Source organism: Agromyces atrinae (assembly GCF_013407835.1).
In the GTDB taxonomy this organism is placed as follows: domain Bacteria; phylum Actinomycetota; class Actinomycetes; order Actinomycetales; family Microbacteriaceae; genus Agromyces; species Agromyces atrinae.
The window spans coordinates 62,610-83,954 of sequence record NZ_JACCBI010000001.1 but is presented as its reverse complement, the minus strand read 5'-3'; the positions used below and the strand labels follow the sequence as shown (position 1 = coordinate 83,954).

At 69.8% G+C, this 21,345-nt stretch carries 15 protein-coding genes; 4 read left to right on the top strand and 11 right to left on the bottom strand.

Annotation, left to right across the window (positions count from 1 at the left end):
- Positions 1-14: 14 nt before the first annotated feature.
- Together BJ972_RS00365 and BJ972_RS00360 are read left to right on the top strand one after the other, a co-directional pair.
- Positions 15-1,742, top strand: a complete 1,728-nt coding sequence (locus BJ972_RS00365) for an ABC transporter ATP-binding protein (protein WP_129175874.1) — start codon at positions 15-17, stop codon at positions 1,740-1,742.
- Positions 1,739-3,838, top strand: coding sequence for an ABC transporter ATP-binding protein (locus BJ972_RS00360; RefSeq protein WP_129175876.1), 2,100 nt, complete (start codon positions 1,739-1,741; stop codon positions 3,836-3,838). Before BJ972_RS00365 ends, BJ972_RS00360 begins: the two co-directional genes overlap by 4 nt.
- 58 nt (positions 3,839-3,896) lie before the next feature.
- On the opposite strand, the gene BJ972_RS00355 is transcribed toward BJ972_RS00360, so the two are convergent.
- The 11 genes from BJ972_RS00355 to BJ972_RS00305 all read right to left on the bottom strand — a co-directional run bounded on the left by BJ972_RS00355 (position 3,897) and on the right by BJ972_RS00305 (position 17,131).
- Positions 3,897-7,139, bottom strand: a complete 3,243-nt coding sequence (locus tag BJ972_RS00355) for a DEAD/DEAH box helicase (protein ID WP_241830845.1) — start codon at positions 7,137-7,139, stop codon at positions 3,897-3,899.
- A 127-nt stretch (positions 7,140-7,266) separates the two neighbouring features.
- Complete coding sequence (gene gdhA, locus BJ972_RS00350) at positions 7,267-8,628, bottom strand: NADP-specific glutamate dehydrogenase (protein WP_241830846.1); 1,362 nt, start codon at positions 8,626-8,628, stop codon at positions 7,267-7,269.
- Positions 8,629-8,734: 106 nt separating this feature from the next.
- A complete protein-coding gene (locus BJ972_RS00345; protein ID WP_129175880.1) occupies positions 8,735-9,964 on the bottom strand; it encodes an MFS transporter in 1,230 nt (409 codons plus the stop codon).
- Complete coding sequence (locus BJ972_RS00340) at positions 9,961-11,286, bottom strand: NtaA/DmoA family FMN-dependent monooxygenase (protein ID WP_218851037.1); 1,326 nt, start codon at positions 11,284-11,286, stop codon at positions 9,961-9,963. Before BJ972_RS00340 ends, BJ972_RS00345 begins: the two co-directional genes overlap by 4 nt.
- A 5-nt stretch (positions 11,287-11,291) precedes the next feature.
- The gene (locus tag BJ972_RS00335) at positions 11,292-11,939 is read right to left on the bottom strand and encodes a cysteine hydrolase family protein (protein WP_129175884.1); all 648 of its coding nucleotides are present in this window, start codon (positions 11,937-11,939) and stop codon (positions 11,292-11,294) included.
- Complete coding sequence (locus BJ972_RS00330; protein ID WP_129175886.1) at positions 11,936-12,997, bottom strand: LLM class flavin-dependent oxidoreductase; 1,062 nt, start codon at positions 12,995-12,997, stop codon at positions 11,936-11,938. The genes BJ972_RS00335 and BJ972_RS00330 overlap by 4 nt, the downstream gene beginning before the upstream one ends.
- A 47-nt stretch (positions 12,998-13,044) precedes the next feature.
- Positions 13,045-14,154, bottom strand: a complete 1,110-nt coding sequence (locus BJ972_RS00325; RefSeq protein WP_129175888.1) for an ABC transporter substrate-binding protein — start codon at positions 14,152-14,154, stop codon at positions 13,045-13,047.
- 180 nt (positions 14,155-14,334) lie between these two features.
- Positions 14,335-15,186, bottom strand: coding sequence for an ABC transporter permease (locus BJ972_RS00320; protein WP_206736530.1), 852 nt, complete (start codon positions 15,184-15,186; stop codon positions 14,335-14,337).
- Positions 15,187-15,197: 11 nt separating this feature from the next.
- Complete coding sequence (locus BJ972_RS00315; RefSeq protein WP_129175890.1) at positions 15,198-16,031, bottom strand: ABC transporter ATP-binding protein; 834 nt, start codon at positions 16,029-16,031, stop codon at positions 15,198-15,200.
- Between the two features lie 3 nt (positions 16,032-16,034).
- Positions 16,035-16,511: a flavin reductase family protein gene (locus tag BJ972_RS00310; protein ID WP_129175892.1), complete on the bottom strand. Its 477-nt coding sequence runs from the start codon at positions 16,509-16,511 to the stop codon at positions 16,035-16,037.
- 119 nt (positions 16,512-16,630) lie between these two features.
- Entirely contained in the window at positions 16,631-17,131 is a 501-nt protein-coding gene (locus BJ972_RS00305) for a hypothetical protein (RefSeq protein WP_179419900.1), read from the bottom strand.
- 73 nt (positions 17,132-17,204) lie between these two features.
- On the opposite strand from BJ972_RS00305, the gene BJ972_RS00300 reads away from it, so the two are divergent.
- Complete coding sequence (locus tag BJ972_RS00300) at positions 17,205-18,332, top strand: exonuclease SbcCD subunit D (RefSeq protein ID WP_129175894.1); 1,128 nt, start codon at positions 17,205-17,207, stop codon at positions 18,330-18,332.
- Positions 18,329-21,283: an AAA family ATPase gene (locus BJ972_RS17495; protein ID WP_164989960.1), complete on the top strand. Its 2,955-nt coding sequence runs from the start codon at positions 18,329-18,331 to the stop codon at positions 21,281-21,283. The genes BJ972_RS00300 and BJ972_RS17495 overlap by 4 nt, the downstream gene beginning before the upstream one ends.
- The last annotated feature ends 62 nt before the right edge of the window (positions 21,284-21,345 follow it).

Here is a 21,345-nt window from a genome sequence, read left to right as displayed (position 1 = left end):
TCGAAAGACCGCTCGTGCTCGGAAAACTCCTCGTCCGTTATCTGAAGCGATATCGCTGGCTCCTCGTCGGCGTCCTCGTCTTCCAGTTCCTCTCCGCGATGGCGTCGCTCTACCTTCCCCGCCTCAACGCGAACATCATCGACCAGGGCGTCGCCCGCGGCGACACCGAGTTCATCTGGTCGACGGGCAGCCTCATGCTCGCGATCTCGCTCGGTCAGATCACGTGCTCGATCATCGCGACGTTCTTCGCTGCGCGCGCCGCGATGCAGGCCGGCCGCGACATCCGCCTCGACGTCTACGAGAAGGTCAGCGCCTTCTCCGAGCGCGAGGTCTCGCAGTTCGGCCCCGGCTCGCTCATCACGCGCAACACGAACGACGTGCAGCAGGTGCAGATGCTCGCGATGATGGGCGCGACGATGCTCGTCACGGCGCCGCTCCTCGCGATCGGCGGTGTCATCATGGCGCTCCAGCAGGATGTCGGTCTGAGTTGGCTCATCGGTGTCTCGGTGCCGTCGCTCCTCGTCGTCGCCGGACTCATCATCAGCCGCATGGTGCCCCTCTTTCGCAGCTTCCAGAAGAAGCTCGACGCGGTCAACCGCATCATGCGCGAACAGCTCACGGGCATCCGCGTCGTCCGCGCGTTCGTGCGCGAGCCCATCGAGGCCGAGCGCTTCAGCGTCGCGAACCACGACATCATGGTCGTCGGCCGCAAGGTCGGTTCGCTGTTCGTCCTCCTCTTCCCGCTCGCGATGCTCGTGCTGAACGTCACGGTCGTGGGCGTCATCTGGTTCGGCGGAATCCAGGTGGACGCCGGCCAGGTCGAGATCGGAACGCTCTTCGCATTCATGCAGTACGTGGGCCAGATCCTCATGGGTGTGCTCATGGCGAGCTTCATGACGATCATGATCCCGCGCGCCGCCGTCTCGGCCGAGCGCATCGGCGAGGTGCTCGCGAGCGAGTCGACGCTTACCCGGGCCGCCGACGCGACGACCGAGTTCCCCGCTCCCGGTACCGTCGCGTTCCGCGACGCGACCTTCACCTACCCGGGTGCCGAGCACCCCGTGCTCGAAGGCATCACGTTCGACGCGGCTCGCGGTCAGACCGTCGCCATCGTCGGATCGACCGGCGCGGGCAAGACGACACTCGTCTCGCTCATCCCCCGCCTCTTCGACGTCACCGCCGGTTCCGTCGCGGTCGGCGGCGTCGATGTGCGCCAGGCCGACCTCGACCGACTGTGGACGACGATCGGCCTCGTGCCCCAGCGCCCCTTCCTCTTCACCGGTACCGTCGCGTCGAACCTGCGCTTCGGCCGCGAGGACGCGACCGACGCCGACCTGTGGCACGCTCTCGAGGTCGCCCAGGGCCGTGACTTCGTCGAGGCGATGGAGGGCGGGCTCGACGCGCGCATCTCCCAGGGCGGTACGAACGTCTCGGGCGGTCAGCGCCAGCGCCTCGCGATCGCCCGCGCGATCGTGCACCGTCCCGACGTCCTCGTCTTCGACGACTCGTTCTCGGCGCTCGACCTCACGACCGACGCCCGCCTCCGCCAGGCGCTCTGGCGCGAGCTCCCCGAGGTCACGAAGATCGTCGTCGCACAGCGCGTCTCCACGATCACCGACGCCGACCAGATCGTCGTGCTCGACGACGGCCGCATGGTCGGGCTCGGAACGCACGAGCAACTGCTCGAGACGAGCGAGACCTATAAACAGATCGTCGACTCGCAGTTGGGAGTGGAAGCATGACCACGAGTACCCCCACCCCTCTCAGCGAAGAAGAACAGCTCGAACTCAAGCTCGCCGAGCAGGCGCGCCTGAGTTCCGGCGACTGGGACAGCGTCGCTCCGGGCAAAGCCCAGAACTTCGGCAAGAGCTTCGGCCGCCTCATCGGACTGCTGAGGCCGCACGCCCTCGCGTTCACCTTCGTGTCGATCCTCGGCGCTCTCGGTGTCGTGCTCGCCGTCATCGCCCCGCGCGTTCTCGGTGAGGCGACGAACATCATCTTCGAGGGCGTCGTCTCGATGCAGCTCGCCTCGCAGTTCCCCGCCGATGCGACGCAGGAACAGGTCGTCGAGGCTCTGCGCGCCGGCGGCCAGACCGACATCGCCAACATGGTCTCGGCGATGCAGAACTTCGCGCTCGGCAGCGGAGTCGACTTCGTGCGCCTCAGCCAGGTCGTCATCTTCGTGCTCGCGCTGTACATCGCCGCGTCGATCCTCAGCTGGCTGCAGGGCTACGTCATCAACGTCATCATGGTGAAGACGATGTACCGCCTGCGCGAATCGGTCGAGGCGAAGATCAACCGCATGCCGCTCGCGTACTTCGACAAGGTGCAGCGCGGAGAGCTCATCTCGCGTGTCACGAACGACATCGACAACATCACGCAGACGATGCAGCAATCGCTCTCGACGGTCGTGACGAGCGTGCTGACCGTCGTCGGCGTGCTCATCATGATGTTCTCGATCTCGTGGCAGCTCGCTCTCGTCGCCCTCGTCTCGCTCCCGCTCATGGCCGTCATCTTCGGCATCATCGGGCCGAAGTCGCAGAAGGCGTTCGGAATCCAGTGGCGCAAGGTCGGCCGCCTCAACGCGCGCGTCGAGGAGTCGTTCTCGGGTCACGCCCTCGTCAAGGTCTTCGGCCGCGAGAAGGACTCGCTCGAGAAGTTCCAGGCCGAGAACGAAGAGCTGTACCAGGCGAGCTTCAAGGCGCAGTTCCTGTCGGGCATCATCATGCCGGGCATGATGTTCATCGGAAACCTGACCTACGTCGGCATCGCCGTGCTCGGCGGGCTCATGGTCGCGGGCGGCCAGCTCCGCCTCGGTGACGTGCAGGCGTTCATCCAGTACTCGCAGCAGTTCACGCAGCCGCTTTCCGAGCTCGGTGGCATGGCCGCGGTCGTGCAGTCGGGCACGGCGTCGGCCGAGCGCGTGTTCGAGCTGCTCGACGCCGACGAGCAGGAGCCCGACGCCGACGACGCGCCGGCGCTCGTCGACGGTGACGGCGTCATCGAGTTCCAGAACGTGCAGTTCGCCTACACGCCGGAGCGACCGCTCATCCGTGACCTCTCGTTCCGCGTCGAGCCCGGTCAGACGGTCGCGATCGTCGGTCCGACGGGCGCGGGCAAGACGACGCTCGTGAACCTCATCATGCGGTTCTACGAGCTCGACGGCGGTCGCATCCTGCTCGACGGACAGAACATCGCCGAACTCACCCGAGACGACGTGCGCTCGCGCACGGGAATGGTGCTCCAGGACCCGTGGCTGTTCGCGGGGTCGATCCGCGAGAACATCCGGTACGGGCGTCAGTCGGCGACCGACGACGAGGTCATCGAGGCAGCGAAGGCGACCTACGTCGACCGATTCGTGCATTCGCTGCCCGAGGGCTACGACACCGTCCTCGACGAAGACGCCTCGAACGTCTCCGCGGGCGAGAAGCAGCTCATCACGATCGCACGGGCGTTCGTCGCGAAGCCCTCGGTGCTCATCCTCGACGAGGCGACCTCGTCGGTCGACACCCGCACCGAGTTGCTCCTGCAGAACGCCATGGCAGCCCTCCGCAACGGACGCACGTCGTTCGTCATCGCCCACCGTCTCTCGACGATCCGCGACGCCGACCTCATCCTCGTGATGGAGCACGGCGACATCGTCGAGCAGGGCACGCACGAAGAACTCATCGCCCGCGAAGGCGCCTACTGGCGTCTGTACAACTCGCAGTTCGAGCAAGCGGCGACCGACGTCGACGACGAGTTCGGATCGAGTGCGGGCGAGACGATCACGGGCGACGCCGAGGCCGACGACTCCGTCGGTGCGAGCGATGCTTCGGGGGCCACCACGACGGCCTGAGCCCCAGTCCGACCGCAGCGGGTGGGCAGGCGCTTTCGGCGCCCGCCCACCCGCTGCGTCACTCCGCGAACAGCCCGCGAAGGTCGTCGGCGCTGAGCGCCGAGTCGAATCCTGCTCCCCCGTCGAGCACATCGGCGACGAGGTCGGCCTTCTTCTGCTTGAGCGCCATGACCTTCTCCTCGATCGTGTCGGCCGCGACGAGTCGGTACACCATGACGTTCTTCTGCTGCCCGATGCGATGTGTGCGGTCGATCGCCTGCTGCTCGCTCGCCGGGTTCCACCACGGGTCGAGGAGGAAGACGTAGTCGGCCTCGGTGAGGGTGAGCCCGAAGCCACCGGCCTTGAGGCTGATGAGGAAGACGGGAGCGTCGCCGCCGCGGAACTCGTCGATCACGGCCGCGCGGTTCGTCGTCGCTCCGTCGAGGTACACGTAGGGAACCCCGGCCGCGTCGAGCCTCTCGGCGACGCGCTGGAGGAACGACGTGAACTGACTGAAGACGAGCGAGCGATGACCCTCGGCGATGACCTCGTCGAGATGCTCGCCGAGCGTGTCGAGCTTCGCCGAGGCGATACCGGCGTACTGCGGGTCGATGAGCGAGGCGTCGAGCGACAAGAGCCGCAGCAACGTGAGCGAGCGGAACACTGCGATACGGTGCCGATCGACGTCGGCGAGGAGACCGAGGAGCTTCTGTCGTTCCCGCTGGAGGAACGTGTCGTAGAGCCTCCGGTGCTTCGGCGCGAGCTCGACGGTCAGCACCTGCTCCTGCTTCGGCGGCAGCTCGGGAGCGACGAGTTCCTTCGTGCGGCGGAGCAGGAAGGGCCGCAGACGCCGGCGCAGCACGGTCAGCCGGTCGGCTCCGAGCCCGTGCTCGATCGGTCGCCGGTACGTCTCGTCGAATCCGCGACGCGACGCGAAGAGCCCGGGGGCGACGATCGCGAGAAGCGCCCAGAGTTCGCCGAGGTTGTTCTCGATCGGCGTGCCCGTCACGGCGAAGCGCGCGTCGGCGTGGATGGTCTGCATCGCGCGGTGCACGTGCGACGCCGGGTTCTTCACGAACTGGGCCTCGTCGAGCACGAGCGCCGACCAGTGCACGTCGGCGAAGCGCGGCGCATCGATGCGGGCGACCGCGTAGGTCGTGATGACGATGTCGGCGTCTCGGGCGACGTCGGCGGGGGCGCGGCCCGATTTCGCGCTCGTCGCCCCGAGAGTCACCACACGGAGCCCCGGCGCGAACCGCGCGGCCTCGCTCGCCCACGTCGGCACCACCGAGGTCGGCGCGACGACGAGGAACGGCCCGCTCCCCGCCTGGACGGCGTGAGTCGCGAGCGCCAGGATCTGCGCCGTCTTGCCGAGACCCATGTCGTCGGCGAGGATTCCGCCGAGGCGGTGACGCCAGAGGAACGCGAGCCACCGGAAACCGTCGAGTTGATACGGCCGGAGCGTTCCCGCGAACGATGCCGGCGGGTCGATCGGCTCGATCTCGGCACCCTCCCGGAGGCCGTCGACGATCTCCCGCCACGCGACGGCCGCCTCGCTCTCGTCGGCGAGGTCTTCGAACTCGGCGTAGAGGCTCGCCTGGTAGCGACTGATCCGGAGCCCGGTCTCCCACTCGTCGAGCGATCCGGCCTCCTCGATGAGGTCGCGCAGCGGTTCGAAGACGGGCTGGGCGAGCGAGAGGTACGTCTTGTCGACGAGCAGCAGCTTCTTCGCCCCGCGCGCGAGCGCCGTGAAGAGCGGCCGGAACGGGATGGTGCGTCCCTCGACCGTGACCGTCACGCCGAGGTCGAACCAGTCGTTCTGCTCGCTTTCGACAGCGGTGACGCGCAGCACGGGCGTCTCGACGAGTTCGCGGTACTCGGGTCGCGTACCGACGACCTCGAGCTCGACGCGATCGATTGCCTCGAGAGCGGGGAGCACCTGAGCCGCGATGTCGGCCGCGTCGACTCCGCGCACGGCGACGGATGACGCGAGCTCGCGGTTCGCGAGCAGCAGCGTGCCGACCGGGTGATCGTCGATGACGTCGAGCACGGCATCCCGCACCTCGCGTCGACCCGCGGCATCGTCGCCCGGAGCGAAGTGGTCGTCGTCGGCATCCAGTTCGCTCGTCGCGCCCCCGGTGTGCCGCCACGACCAGTCGATGACGAGCCGGTCGCCCGATTCGAAGCTCGCGTGCAGCACGAGCACCGCGGGCGTGAGGAGTGGCGCCTCGAACGTGGCATCCGCGCTCGTGATCGTCGCTCGCCGCGCGAGCGCCGGGTAATAGGTCGAGCGGAAGTCGTCGAGCTCGGCCCGGGGCACGCTCACGGTCTCGGTGGTGCCGAGCGATCGGCGGGCCTCGGGGGTGAGCGCGCGAGTGAGGGGCGCGATGAGGATCCGGTCGCTCGTCGCGAGGTAGACGCCGTGGGACCCGATCGCGCGCACGGCGTCGGCGGGGTAGACCGAACCGTCGACGACGATCGCCGAGCTCAGCCGCAGCGCCTCGTCGTCGAGCGAGGCGTCGACGACGACATCCGCCGCTCCCCCGACCTCGATGCGCGTCCCCCGCGGGCCGACGACGGCGATACCGCGCTCGCGCGCGTCGTCGAGGAGCGGCCAGAGCAGGGGGCTCTCGAAGTCGTCGAGCGCGATGCCGTCGCCCGTCGGCGAGACGTAGCTGCGGGTTCCGCGCAGCGCGTGGAACTCGGCGAACCAGCGTGCCTGGCGCGGGTCGAAGCCGCCGCTCTCACCTTGGAAGCCGATGTTCTGCCAGGTCAGGTTCGCGGCGATCCAGTCGCCGCGAGCGCCGGTCGTCACGGGCCGAGCGAGCAGCCGCGAGCCCGAGGCGCGAACCGGTCGACGCGCGGCCGGCGCCCGATGCTCGAGACGCAGGGCGAGGGGCCGCGCATCGCGCCGCGCGGCGGGTGCGGCCGGCGCGAGGAGCGTCAGTCCCGACCGCCAGTCGGAGGCCGGGGGCGTGCTCACGGCCGGGGGCCGCGTTTCGCTCACGACACTCGCCGCGTGCGCGGCATTGGCCGAGAGGAGTGCAGCGACGGCATGCTTGCAGGCCGACCCCACGTAGCACTCGCACGTGCTCGACACGATCGAGGGTCGCGAGGTCTCGGCCCCCTCGAGGTCGACGACGACCGGATACGACGAGCCGTCCGAACCGCGCACCACGGCACGCAACCGACCGGCTCCGCGATCCCACGTCAGCTGACCCACGCGGTCGTCGCGGGCGTAGGCGCGACCCCGCGCGAAAGCGGCGGCGCCCACCCACCGCGAGATGTCGAGCGCGTCCACGAGAGGAAAGGGCGCGGTCACGTCTCCATCGTCGCACGCCGGGCGGACACGCCCGCCGGGCCGCACGAGCCCGGGTGGGTGCGGGCGGATGACACGACAGCGCGTGTCATCCGCCCGCCCCTCGTCGGTCTCAGATCACGCCGACGTCTCAGATCACGCCGAGCGCGAGCATCGCGTCGGCGACGCGCGTGAAGCCCGCGATGTTCGCACCGATGACGTAGTCGCCGGGCGCACCGTACTCGTCGGCCGTCTCGGCGCAGCGCGCGTGGATGCCGTCCATGATGTCGGAGAGGCGCTCCTCGGTGTGCTCGAAGCTCCACGAGTCGCGCGAGGCGTTCTGCTGCATCTCGAGCGCGCTCGTCGCCACGCCACCGGCGTTCGCCGCCTTGCCGGGGCCGAAGAGCACTCCGGCCTCGCGGAAGACGCGGACGGCCGCAGGGGTCGTCGGCATGTTCGCACCTTCGGCGACGGCACGCACGCCCGACGCGACGAGGAGGCGGGCGTCATCCTCGCCGAGCTCGTTCTGGGTCGCGCACGGCAGGGCGACGTCGATCGACGCTCCGTCGGCGACCTGCCAGACGTTCGCGCCTTCGCGGTACTCGACGTCCATGCCCTTCTCGCTCGCGTAGGCGCTGATGCGCTCGCGGCGCACCTCCTTCACATCGCGCAGGAGGTCGATGTCGATGCCGTTCGGGTCGTAGATCGCGCCGCCCGAATCGGAGGCTCCGACGACCGTGCCGCCGAGGGCGTGCACCTTCTCCATCGCGTAGAGCGCGACGTTGCCCGAGCCCGAGACGAGCACGCGGGCGCCGTCGAGCGAGCGGCCCGACTGCTCGAGCATGCGCTGGGTGAAGAAGACGAGTCCGTAGCCGGTCGCCTCGGTGCGCACGAGCGAGCCGCCCCACGTGATGCCCTTGCCGGTCAGCACGCCCGACTCGTAGCGGTTGACGATGCGCTTGTACTGGCCGAAGAGGTAGCCGATCTCGCGGCGTCCGACACCGATGTCGCCCGCGGGCACGTCGGTGTACTCGCCGAGGTGACGGTAGGCCTCGGTCATGAACGACTGGCAGAAGCGCATGATCTCGGCGTCGCTCTTGCCCTTGGGGTCGAAGTCGCTGCCGCCCTTGCCGCCGCCGATCGGCATGCCGGTGAGCGCGTTCTTGAAGATCTGCTCGAAACCGAGGAACTTCACGGTGCCGAGCAGGACGCTCGGGTGGAAGCGCAGGCCGCCCTTGTAGGGGCCGAGTGCCGAGTTGAACTGCACGCGGAAGCCGCGGTTGATCTGCACGCGGCCGGCGTCGTCGACCCACGGCACGCGGAAGATGATCTGGCGCTCGGGCTCGCAGATGCGCTCGAGCACCGATTCGCTCACGTAGTGCGGGTTCTTGGCGAGCACGCGGTCGAGCGAATCGAAGACCTCGTGGACGGCCTGGTGGAACTCGCCCTCGCCGGGATTGCGAGCGAGGACCTCGGCGTAGACGCGGTCGATGACGGTGGTGTCGTGGGCCACACGGACTCCTTCAGAAGGACAGGCGGGGGCTTCGTCGACACCGCAGAACATTGCGAGAGTGTCACGGGATTGTTTCCGGGATGTTTCGTAGCCGCCCCTCCTCGAGTCATCCTCCGTTCTCGATCACGCCCCTGGCCGTACGCAGGCGAGTCCACCGGTGGGTCACGGCGGCGAAGGGACCGAGCGCGAGCACGAGCACGACGGCTACACCCGCGAGCGCCACGGTCGGCCCGGCCCCGTCGGCGAGCGCGAAGACGAGCACCGGGCCCGCGGCCGCGCCGAGGTCTCCGGCCGTGCGGGTGACGCCGACGACTCCGCCGGCCCGTCGCCCGGGGAACGCCTCGGCCGTGACCACACCCGGCACGACGTTCGCGACGCTCGTCATGAGGCCGTAGGCCACCACGAGGAGCGCGAACGGCCACGCCGAGTCGGCGATGCCGAGCGCGACGAGGCAGAACGCCGAGGCGAGGGTCGACGGCAGGATGACGGTGAGCCGCGCACCCCGGTCGATGGCGCGCCCGACGAACGGCAGCGCGAGCATGCTGAGCATCGTCCCTCCGGCGAGCGCGAGCCCGAGGCCCACGGGGTCGAGCCCGCCCTGCTCGTACGCGAGCACGGGGACGAGCCCCTGCTCGGCGGCGAAGCGTGCGAAGAACAGCGCGAACGAGACGGCGATGAGCGAGATGAGCACTCCGCGCCGGGGCGAGTCGTCAGCCACGACGGGCGCGGGGTCATCGCCACCCGGGACCGGCCGCACGACGGCATCCCAGTACCCGCGCGCGGGCCGTACGAGCTCCCAGGCCGCAGCGAGCACGACGGGCACCGCCGCTGCGATGAAAGCGGCTGCCGAGCCCGCGATGCTCACGACGACGCCGCCGAGGAGCGCCCCGACCGCGGCGGCGCTCATCTGCACGACATTGGCGACGGCGACGACCCGGCCACGGCGGGCGGCGGGCGCCCCGGCCAGCACGACCGCGAACGCGATCGTGACGGCGGCGCCGCCGAGGACGCCCGCGGCGAGGCGCAGCGCGAAGATGACGCCGAGATCGTCGACGAGGCCGGTGACCGCGGTGATCGCCGCGAGGAGGCCGAGGCAGACGTGCAGCATGAGGCGCGGATTCCATCGACGCATGAGGAGCCCCGCAGGGATGTTGCCGATCACGCGCCCGATGGCGAAGGCCGCGATGAGCGGACCGAGGAGGATGACGGGGGCGTGCAGTGCGCTCATGTGCAGGGGCAGCACGGGCACCACGACGCCCCACGTCATCTGCGCCGTGCCGATGAGGGTGCAGAGCAGGATCGTCTGCTCCCAACCGGCCGGCGCCGAACGCCTCACGCGCTGAGGTTCTCGCGCAGCGTCCGACCCGGTCGAGCCGGGGCGAGCGCGCCACGGCCACGCAGCTCGGGCACGAGCAACTCGGCGATGTCGTCGAGACCCGACGGCGTCGCGAGGGGCGTCGAGAACATGTACCCGCCCCGCGAGCCCGTCGCGGCGAAGTTCTCTTCGAGGGCGTCGGCGATCTCGGCGGGCGAGCCGATGACCGTGTGGTCGAGCCCGGTCGCGCTCCGCCAGCCATGTTCGAAGAACTCGGTGCGCGTCATCTCGTGATCGAGCCCGAACTCGTCGACGAGGGTGCCGACGAGGCCGCCGGGCGTCGCGTGCAGAGCGGTGATCTGTTCGACGAGCTCGCCGATGGCGAACCGCTCGGGAACCCGGGAGAAGTCGAACCCGGCGTTGTGCGAGAGGTAGGCGCCGACCGCTTCCTCACTCCAGAACTCGAGCACCTCGTCCCGCCGGGCCTCGGCCTCGGCTCGGGTGCGTCCGACGATCACCTGGGTCGCCCAGAGGATTCCGACGGAGTTCGGATCGCGCCCCTCCGCGACGAGGGCGGCGTCGAGCGCGGCGCGATGACGCTGCTGCCCCGCGACCGATCCTCCGAAGCCGAACACGACGTCGGCGAACTTCGCCGACGCGGCGACGCCGCGGGGCGAGTTGCCCGCCTGCACGAGCACGGGTCGCCCTTGCGGGCTCGGCATGCTCGACAGCGGACCCTTGACGTCGAAGAAGCGTCCGCGGTGCTCGATCGCCTCGATGAGAGCGGGGTCGGCGAATCGACCGGTCTCGCGGTCCATGATGATCGCTTCGGGCGGCACCGAATCCCAGAGCTTCTGGCAGACGTCGACGAACTCCTCCATGCGCTCGTACCGCAGCCCGTGCTCGAGCAACTCGTCGTAGCCGTAGTTGGCGGCGTCCGCGCTCCGCGAGGAGGCGACGACGTTGAAGGCGATGCGCCCTCCGGTGACGTGGTCGAGCGAGTTGAGCAGTCGCGCGACGTAGAAGGGGTGCATGAACGTCGACGAGTACGTGAGGCCGAAGCCGATGTCGCTCGTCACGGCGGCCATCGCCGCGATGAAGGGGCTCATGTCCTGTCTCGGCCACTGCACGCCCCACTCGACCGCGGGGGCGATCGACCCGCGCCACGTGTCGGGGATGCCGCTGCCGTCGCCGAAGAAGAGCATCTCGACGCCCGCGCGTTCGGCCGAGATCGCGATCTCCTGGAACATGCGCACGTCGGGGAAGGTGCGGCCGACCCACGAGCCCGCCCGCGCCCAGCGGCCCTCGGTGTGGGTGAACGAGAGGTCGAAGGCGATGTGCATCCCGCTCACGAGGTCTCCTCCCCGCCCCAGAGAGCGACGAGTTCGTCGGCATCACCGATGACCGCCACGTTCAGGGCGAGCAGCCCGAGCGCGTTCTCGTGCAGGTGCGGAGCGTATGCGGCCGTCGCATCGCGCGGCACGAACACGGGCCAGTCGAGCTGCACGGCATCGGTCGCCGTCGCGAGGATGCAGCACTCGGTCGTGAGACCGATGACCGAGACCCAGCGGATGCCGTCGGCGCGGAGCCGCTCGGCGAGCCCGGTGCCGAGGAACCCGCTGTAACCCGTCTTCCGGAAGCGCGGTTCGTCGTCTCGGGGTTCGAGCACGTACCACTCGGCCCCCTCCGTGCCGACGACGCACGGCTCTCCGTCGTCGATCGGGTGGTCGGGGTCACCCGTCCGGAGCCACTGGCTCGCGCGCCACGGCGTCTCGGTCGCGAGCTCGATCCAGTAGACCGGGACTCCGTCGGCGCGCGCGTCGGCGACGAGTTCGGCCGATCGCGACACCGCTGCCGCGACATCCGCCGCCGCCTGCTCGCTCAGACTGAAGTCGGCGAGCATCTCGGGGTCTCCGAACGATCGCTGCACGTCGACGACGAGCAGAGCACCACCTCCCCCGCCGAGCGCGGCGAGCTGACGATCGCGAAGGCTCACGAGGCACCGCCGTCGTGCGCGCGGAGGGCGGGGAGCACCGACTCGCCGAAGACCGGGAGGTCCTCGATGTAGTCGGGGAAGATGAGCATGAGGCCGTCGAGTTCCGCGGTCTCGAGCACCGAGAGGATGCGTTCGGTGATCGTCTCGGCAGACCCCGTGACGTAGGGCGTCTGGAACGCCTCCTCCCCCTTCGCGCCCTGCGCCCACGAGAGGGCGCGCTCGGCGTCCCATCCCCACGAGCGGCGCATGTTGCCGAGCGCCACCCGGTCGACGCCCTCGCCGTAGTGCGTCGCGCGGGCCTCGGCAGCGGCATCCGTCTCACCCTGCACGATCGTGAGCATCGAATACGTGCGAACGGTGCGGCCGCGCGCCGCGGCCTGCTCGTGGACGTCGCGCGAGAGGTCGCGCATCTCCTCGATGCTCTCCGAGCCGAGGAACGCGCCGTCGGCGAACTCGGCCTGGAAGGCGCGCCCCCGATCGGAGCGACCCGCACTGATGATGGTGGGGCGGGTCTCGGGGTGCGGCCGCGATTCGCAGTCGGTGAGGGTGAAGAACTCGCCGTGAGCGGTGACGGAGTCCTCGCTCCAGAGACGGAGGACGGCGCGCGTCCACTCCTCCGTCATCCGGTAGCGGGCGTCGGGCGTGAGACTCGGGTCCCACACCCCCATCTGCTCGAACTCGTCGGCGTACGAGCCGTTGACGATGTTCATGCCGGCCCGGCCCCCGCTGACCTGCTGCAGGGTCGTGAAGACCTTCGCCGCGAAGGCGGGGTTCTGCATGTTCGCGTGCACCGTCGCCCAGATCTTGACGTTCTCGGTCGCTTCGGCGAGCCCCGCCATCATCGTGATCGACTCGAGGGTCTCACCCCAGTGATCGGTCGCGCCGCCGAATCCCTTCCACTTCGCCATCGCCATGATGAAGTCGAGCCCGATGCCGTCGGCGAGGCGCGCGACCTGCTTGTTGTAGTCGTAGCTCGCGGGCGGGTACGGCGCCGTCGAGGAGATCATCCAGCCGCCGGCAGCGTTGGGGAGGAAGACCCCGTATTCCTTGGTGCTCATGGGTGTCACGTCTTTCATGGGAGTGCGGGTGAGGAGGGATCGGTGGGTCAGGGTGCAGGCCAGACGAGCGTTCCGTCGGCGTAGACGGCCGTGACGAATGCCGGCTCGAAGTAGGCCAGCGCGTCATCGGCCGAGACGGGCGTCTCGAGCAGGGAGTACTCGTCGAGCATCGCGGCGATGGCCTCGACGTTGGCCGTGTCGATCGCTCCGAGGTCTCCGGTCTGGCTCTCGCGCACGATGCCCGCCTCGGTCTCCCAGATCTTCAGGTTGTGCTCGGCGTCGTAGCCCTCGCCCGAGAGCGCCGAGGCGTACCCGACGCACTCCTCGCCGTTCTCCTCGCAGTACTCGAACGCGTGGAACGAGGCCCGCAGGAAGTCCTCGACGACGGTGGGGTGTTCGCTCGCGAAGCCCGGGTTGACGGCGAGCGCGCCGAGCGACGACGGCACGTCCTCGTCGTACGGGCGCCACACCGTGACGTCCTCGCCCATCGCCTCGAGCAGGTTCGGCTCGTTCGAGATGAAGCCCGTGAGCGACGTGACCTGGCCGCGCGTGAGGACCGACGGGTCGTAGCCGACGACGACCTGCTGGATGCTTCCGACATCGACGCCCGCGTTGTCGAGCATCGCGCCGACCGTGGGCGGGAGCTCGCCCTTCTGGCCGAGAATGGTGCCCTCGAGCTGCGTGAGGTCGGTGATCTCCGGACCCGTGATGAGCACTTCGAGGCCGACGTTCGAGTAGGACGAGATGCCGAGGATGTCGATGCCGGAGTCCTGCGCCTGGATGATGTTCTGCTGGCTGACGGCGGTGAACTGCACCTGCTCGCTCGCGAGCAGCTGGGTGTTCTGTCCCGTGTCGCCCGTTCCGGGCTGGATGTCGAGGTCGATGCAGAGAGCGTCGAAGTAGCCGAGCTCCTTCGCCGCGATGACCTCGAGGATCGATGCCGAGGCCTGGTACTGGTAGCCCGTGAGGTAGGTCACGGTGCCGGCGGCCTCGTTCTCGGCGCAGCGTTCGGCCGAGATGGCCGATCCCGCCGTCGATCCGGGGGCCGCGCTGTCGGCCTCGTCGGTCGAGCACGCGGCGAGCGTCGCGGTGAGAGCGGCGACGCCGACGAGCGCGAGGGCGGTGCGAAGGCGAGCGGTGGGGGTTCGGGGTGCCATGGAGGACTCCTGTCAGGGGTGGGATGACGCGAGGGGTGGGATGACGCAGGGTGGGATGACGCGAGGGGTGGGTGAAGGGAACCGGGGCTCAGACGGCAGAGCGGTGCCGTGACGAGGTGCGGATGACGACCTCGAGGCGGAGGGAACGGGTCAGGCGGAGGCCGGGACAGTCGCTCGGTATCAGTCGTCGCTCGCCGAGTGCGAGTCGTGCCAGTGCAGCACGCGGCGCTCGACGGCCGTGACGATGGCGAGGAGCGTCGCGCCCATCACGGCGAGGATGAAGATCGACGCGTAGATGACCGAGAGCTTGTTGTTCGAGCTTGCGAGGCTGATGGCCGTGCCCAGACCCTCTGCCGCGCCCGGGGCGAACATCTCGGCGACGACGGCTCCGACGATCGAGAGCGGCAGCACGATCTTGAGTGCCGCGAAGAGGTAGGGCAGCGCGTTCGGTACCCGCACGTGCCACAGCATCTCGGCGCGGGAGGCCGCGACGGTCGTGTAGAACTGCACGACCGACGTCGGCACCGATCGGAGTCCGACCGACACGTTGATGAGGATCGGGAAGAAGCAGATGATCGCCGTGACGATGAGCTTCGGCTCGGGCCCGAAACCGAACGCGACGACGAGGGCCGGCGCGATCGCGACGAGAGGGGTGACGTTCAGCACGACGGCGATCGGCATGATGGCCCGACGGAGGACCGCGACCTCGCTGATCGCGATCGCGAGGATCGACGACGCGATGAAGGCGAAGACGAGACCGAGGAGGGCCTCCTGCAGGGTCACCCAGGCGTTCGTGAGGTAGTAGCCGGGGTTGCCGACGAGGGTCTCGCCGATCGCGCTGAGCGGCGGCAGCAGGTAGGGCATCGTGACCGAACCGATCTGCCAGAGCACGGCGAGCAGCACGATCATGATGGTCAGCGGGAGCCAGCGGCTCGGGCGGAGGAACTTCGGCATCGTGCGCTGACGGTGCGGCACGGTATCCGTCGTCTCGCGGGTCACGGCAGGAGCGGGGCTGTCGGCAAGGGCGGTCATGGCGGTGCTCCTCAGGCTGCTGTCGGGAGTTCGGGCGAGCGCCATGCGGCCTGCAGGCGGTCACGGATGAGGTCTTCGTAGTGGTGGAAGTCGCCCGTCTTGATCATCTCCGCGCTGCGCGGGCGAGGCAGGTCGATGTCGATGACGTCGACGATCCGCCCCGGCTTCGGCGCCATGACGACGACCGTGTCGGAGAGCCGCACGGCCTCGGTGACCGAGTGGGTGACGAAGACGACGGTCGTCTTGATCTCGTCCCACAGGTCGAGGAGCTGTTCCTGCAGGGCCTCCCGGGTGAACTCGTCGAGGGCCGAGAACGGCTCGTCCATGAGGAGCACTTCGGGCTGCAGGCCGAGCGCCCGGACAATCGCCGTGCGCTGTTGCATTCCTCCGGAGAGCTCCGACGGGAGCTTGTGCAGGGCCTCACCGAGTCCGACGTCGTGGAGGAGCTTCGTGAGGTCGGTGGCCGGCCGGTTCGAGACGGCCGCAGCCGCCGTGGGGCGCCGCTTCTCCGCTCCCCGGTTGATCTTGTGCGGGAGGCTGACGTTCTGCAGCACGTTGAGCCACGGCAGGAGCGCGGGCGACTGCGGCACGAAGCCGACCAGTTTCGCCGCGCACGCGGCCTGCGGCGAGACCCCGAAGATCTCGACGTCGCCGTCGTCGGGCTCTTCGAGGCTCGCGATGAGTCGGAGGAGCGTCGACTTGCCGCAACCGGACGGCCCGATGATGCTCACGAAGGTGCCCGGGCGGATGTCGAGGTCGACGCCGTCGAGCGCGGTCAGGGTGGTGGCGCCCGACCCGTAGATCTTGCGGGCGGCGGCGATGCGGATGGCGGGAGAGGAGTCCATCGATCAGACCAGCTTTCTGAATACGCGGTTGTGGTACACGAGGGGTTCGCGATCGGAGTACACGACGTCGTCGACCGCGATGAGGAGCATGAGGTGGTCGCCGACGGTGTACCGCTCGTCGACCCGGCCGATGATTGAGGCCATCGCGCCGTCGACCACGGGCACGGGGGCGTCGGAGTCGGCGAGGGCGAGATCCGCGAACTTGTCGATGCCGCGCGTGGCGAAGGCACGGGCCAGGTGGCCCTGATCGTCGGCGAGGACGTTCACGGCGACGTGCTCCGTGCGCTCGAAGACCCCGTAGCACTCGGCCGTGTCGGCGAGGAAGACGGTGACGAGGGGCGGGCTCGACGAGACGGCCGCGAAGCTGTTCGCTGTGAACCCGTGGTTCTGGCCGTTGTGGGTCGTTGTGACGAGCGTCACTGATGTGGCCATATGCCCGAGTGCCCGACGCAGCGGGTTCGGGGCGACGAGAGAAGACATGGTTCCTCCTAAGACTCGATCCGGTGATGACTGGAGAGTGGAGAGCGTGCGGAGCGAATCACTGACGTGCTGCGGCCCCGCGGAGGTCCATCTACCGACAACGATACGAAGGCCGTATTTCAGGATTCGGCCGACGATGTTTCGGAGCCGTAAATTGTGCCCGGCTGCGGCAGGACGACCGCGACGCGTCCGCCGTGCTCGTCGTCGTCGAAGCGGAAGACCTCGATTCCGAGGTCGCGAGCGGCGAGGCTCGCCCACCCGGTCGCGGTGAAGGCGGGGGCGACGCTATCGGTGACGCACAGGATGGCCCGCGAGTCCGGGAGGACGCTCGTCGTGAGCCAGGCGAGCTTGAACATGTTCGCGGCGACCCGATTGCGGACGGGCGATTTGAGGGCCCCGACGTTGGCGACGAGCTGGACGAGGATGCCGCCGGCGGGGTCGGCCCCCTCCACCTCGAGACGTGTCACGCCGTCGACGGTCAGGGTGAGCGGGGTGAGCTCGGCACCGAGGCTCGCGCCGAGTGCGATGAGCATCCGCGATTCGAGGGACGTCTCGGCCGGTGCGCGATGCGCGGCGCTCGCCCGCTCGACGGTGCGATCGGCGCGCGGCTCGTGGGTCATGGGGCGAGGTTAGGCACTGCGTGTTACTGCTCGGTTTCCGAGGGATGTCGGCGGCCGCCGTTACCGTTGAGGCATGCGCATCCTGCACACCTCCGACTGGCACATCGGTCGCACCTTCCACGGTCACTCGACGCTGCCGGCCCTCCGCGAGGTGCTCGAGGCGTTGACCGCGACGGTCGCCGAGAAGCGCATCGACGTCGTCGCGATCGCGGGCGACGTCTTCGACTCGGCCACGCCGTCGGGCGAGAGCTTCGACGTGCTCACCGCGACGCTCGGCGGACTCCGCGACGCGGGCGCCCGCGTCGTCATGACGAGCGGCAACCACGACTCGGCGAGCCGACTCGGCTTCCAGGCGGCGTTCGCCGCCGCTGCAGGAATCCACGTGCTGACGCGCGTCGAGCAGCACGATGTGCCCGTCGAGATCGACGGCGTCGACTTCTACGGCATCCCGTACCTCGAGCCGAGCCTCATCCGTCACCGCTACCCCGGCGAGACCCTCCGCACCCAGGCCGACGCCGTGTCGTTCGCAATGCGCGGCATCCGCGATGCGCTCCGCGGGCCGAGCGTCGTGCTGTCGCACTGCTTCGCGGCGGGTGTCGAGGCGAGCGACGTCGAGCGCGAGATCCGGGCGGGCGGCCTCGACGTCGTGCCGATGTCGGCCTTCGACGGTCCCGACTACGTCGCCCTCGGCCACATCCACGGGCGCTCGACGCTGTCGCCGCGCGTGCGGTACTCGGGCGCGCCGCTGCACTACTCGTTCGCCGAAGCGGCCAAGCCCCGCGGCGGCTGGCTCGTCGACGTCGATGCGGGCGCCGAGGCGACCGAGTGGATCGATCTGCCCGTGCCGCGCGCACTCTCGGTCATCACGGGCACGCTCGACGAACTCCTCACCGACGATCGCTTCGACGCGCAGCGCGACGACTGGGTCTCGGCGATCCTCACCGACACGAGCCGTCCGATCGATGCCATGCGGAAGCTCCAGACCCGCTTCCCCTGGTGCGCGACTCTCGACCACCGACCGGCCGAGACGAGCGGCGACGGCGCGTCGAATTATGCCGAACGTGTCAAGGCGAAGAGCGACCCCGAGATCATCGCGGGATTCCTCGAGCACGTGCGCGGCGGCGACGGGCCGACACCCGAGGAAGAGCGGCTCATCGCCGACGTCATCGGCGAGCGCGCGGGCGACGAGGCCGCCGCGTGAGGATCAACCGCGTCGAGATCACAGGCTTCGGTCCGTACAAGTCCACCCAGACCGTCGACTTCGACGCCTTCGCCGACGACGGGCTGTTCCTCATCGGTGGTCGCACCGGCGCGGGCAAGTCGAGCATCCTCGACGCCATCTGCTTCGCGCTCTTCGACGGCGTTCCCCGGTACGACAAGACCGAGGCACGGCTCCGCAGCGACCACTGCGGGCCCGACGACCCGACCCTCGTCGTGCTCGAGTTCACCGTGGGCGACGACCGCTACCGGGTCGAGCGCTCCCCCGCGTACGACCGGCCGAAGAAGCGCGGCGACGGAACGACGAAGACGCCGGCATCCGCCCGGCTCGCCGTCCTCCGCCGAGGCGCCGAAGGCGACGTGTGGGAGGGCCTCTTCGCGCGGCCCGCCGACGTCGGCAACGAACTCGAACGCGTGCTCGGACTCTCGAAGGAGCAGTTCCTCCAGGTCGTGCTGCTCGCGCAGAACCGTTTCCAGCAATTTCTCCTCGCCAAGAACGACGAGCGACAGGCGCTACTGCGCACCCTGTTCGGCACGCGTCGCTTCCGCGACTACGAAGACGCCCTCGCCGAGCGCACGCGCGTGCTCGCCGAAGGCCTGTCGGTCACTCGGGCGCGCATCGACCAGCTCGTCGCGCAAGCGAGCCGTCGGCTCGACGTCGAACTCATGAACCTCGAGTCCGCCGACGACGCGGCTGCGGCGCTTCACCGGCAGGCCGAGGAGGCTGCACGTGTCGCCGCGATCGCGGACGAGGCGCACCGCGTCGCCGCGACCGCCCACGAGGGTCTCACCGCAACGGCCGAGCGCCAGCGGCGACGTGCGGCGGCCGAGCAGCGGCTGACCGAACTGGATGCCTCGGCCGAGACGATCGCTCGGGCACGCGAGCGGCTGGCGCTCCATCGATCGGCCGAGACCGTCCGGCCCGCGGTACTCGCGGCGCGCGCGGCACGCTCCGAGGCCGCACTCGCGGCGACCGCGCTCTCGACGGCACGTGCAGGGGTGTCGCACGACGACGACCGGGCGCTCCTCGAACTCGAGCGGGCCGACCTCGAGACGCACATCGAGCGCCTGCTCCGTGACGAGGGGGAACTCGAGGCGATCACCGCCGACGAACGTGCGCTCCCCGGTCAACGCGACGCCCTGACCGCCGCCGAGGCGCGGCTCACCACGGCGACGACGACGCTCACCGACGCCCTCACGCGCTCGGAGGAGCTTCCGGCCCGGCTGGAAGGCGTTCTCGAGCGCATCACCGCGTCGAGCGTCGCGGCCGGGCGCGCCGAGAGCGCTGCGGCCGAACGGGAGCGGTGCCAGGCGGCGGCCCGCGCGGCCGAGATGCTCGACGAGCTCGTCCTCGCCCTGCCCGCGGCCGAGGCGCTCGAACTCGACCAGGGTCGCAAGCGCACCGCGGCATCGATCGCGCTCGATCGGTTGCACGAGCGGCGCCTCGGCGGCCACGCGGCCGAACTCGCCGCGGCCCTCGTCGACGGCGAGGCGTGTTCCGTGTGCGGGTCGCTCGAGCATCCCGCTCCCGCCGAGGCGGGCGACGACGCCGTCACCGAATCGATGGTCGCCGCCGCGGTCGCCGATCTCGAGGCCGCGACGCGCGGCGCCGACGAGGCCCGCACCGCGGCCGATGCGCTGCGTGCCCGCATCGGCGAGCAGCGCGTGCGCACCGACGGCGTCGATCGAGCGACGCTCGACGAACGCGTCACCGCGGCCTCGCGTGCGGTCGCTCTTGCTGCCGAGGCGGCCGAGACGCTCGTCGCGCAGACGGCCGAACGCGACGCCCTCCGCCGCGAGCTCGATGAGGCCGAGGCTCGGCTGGCCGCGCTCCGCGAGAAGCGTGATGCCGCCGACGTGGAGGCGTCCGTGGCGCGCGCTGCACTCGCGACGGCGACCGATCGCGTCGAGCAGCATCGCGGCGAGTTCACGACGGTCGCCGAGCGCCTGCGCGACACGACACGGCGACTCCGTGCCCTCCGCTCGGTGGCCGAGGCCGAACGCCGCGAGGAGTCGGCTCTGTCGGCGCTCGCGACCGCCGACGAGGCCCTCGCCGCGCAGCTCACCGAGTCGGGGTTCGCCGACGCCGAGTCGGTCGAGCAGGCTCTCCTCTCACCGACCGATCAGGGTGAGGTCGAGGCCTCCGTGCGAGCGCACGACGAGGGCCGCGCGATCGCGAAGGCGACGCTCGCCGACCCCGAGCTCGATGGGCTGCCGAGCGAGCCCGTCGACGTCGATGCGTCGGCCGCGGCGCTCCTCGTCTCGGAGCACGCGCGCGACGAGGCCCGCAGCGCGCGTGACGCCCTCATCGAACGGGACACGTCCGTCGCCGAGCTGCTGAGCGCCGCACGTGCCGCGGCGTCCGCGAGCGCCGAGGCGCACGCCGAGTACGAGACGGTCGCGACGCTCGCCGCGAGCCTTCGCGGCGACACCCCCAACACCAAGAAGATGAAACTCGAGTCGTACGTGCTCGCCGCCGAACTCGAAGAGATCGTCGCCGCCGCGAACGGGCGGCTCCGGCAGATGTCGGGTGGTCGCTACCGGCTCGAGCACTCCGATGCGCTCGCGTACCGCAAGGCGTCGTCCGGCCTCGGGCTCCAGGTGCTCGACCTGCACACCGGTCGTCCCCGGTCGACGCACTCGCTCTCGGGCGGAGAGTCGTTCCTCGCGTCGCTCGCGCTCGCGCTCGGCCTCGCCGAGGTCGTCACCGGGCGTGCGGGCGGCGTCACCCTCGACACCCTCTTCATCGACGAGGGCTTCGGCTCACTCGACGGCGACACGCTCGAGATCGCGATGGGAACGCTCGACAGCCTGCGGGCGGGCGGCCGCACGATCGGCCTCATCAGTCACGTCGAGGCGATGAAGGAGCAGATCCCGGCGAAGCTCGCCATCGACGTCGCCGACGGCGGATGGAGCGTCATCGACCAGCGCTGACGCTCCCCCATCGCCGCGCCCCAGTGGTTCGCCGCACCGTCGGCGTTCTGCCGGAGCTTCGG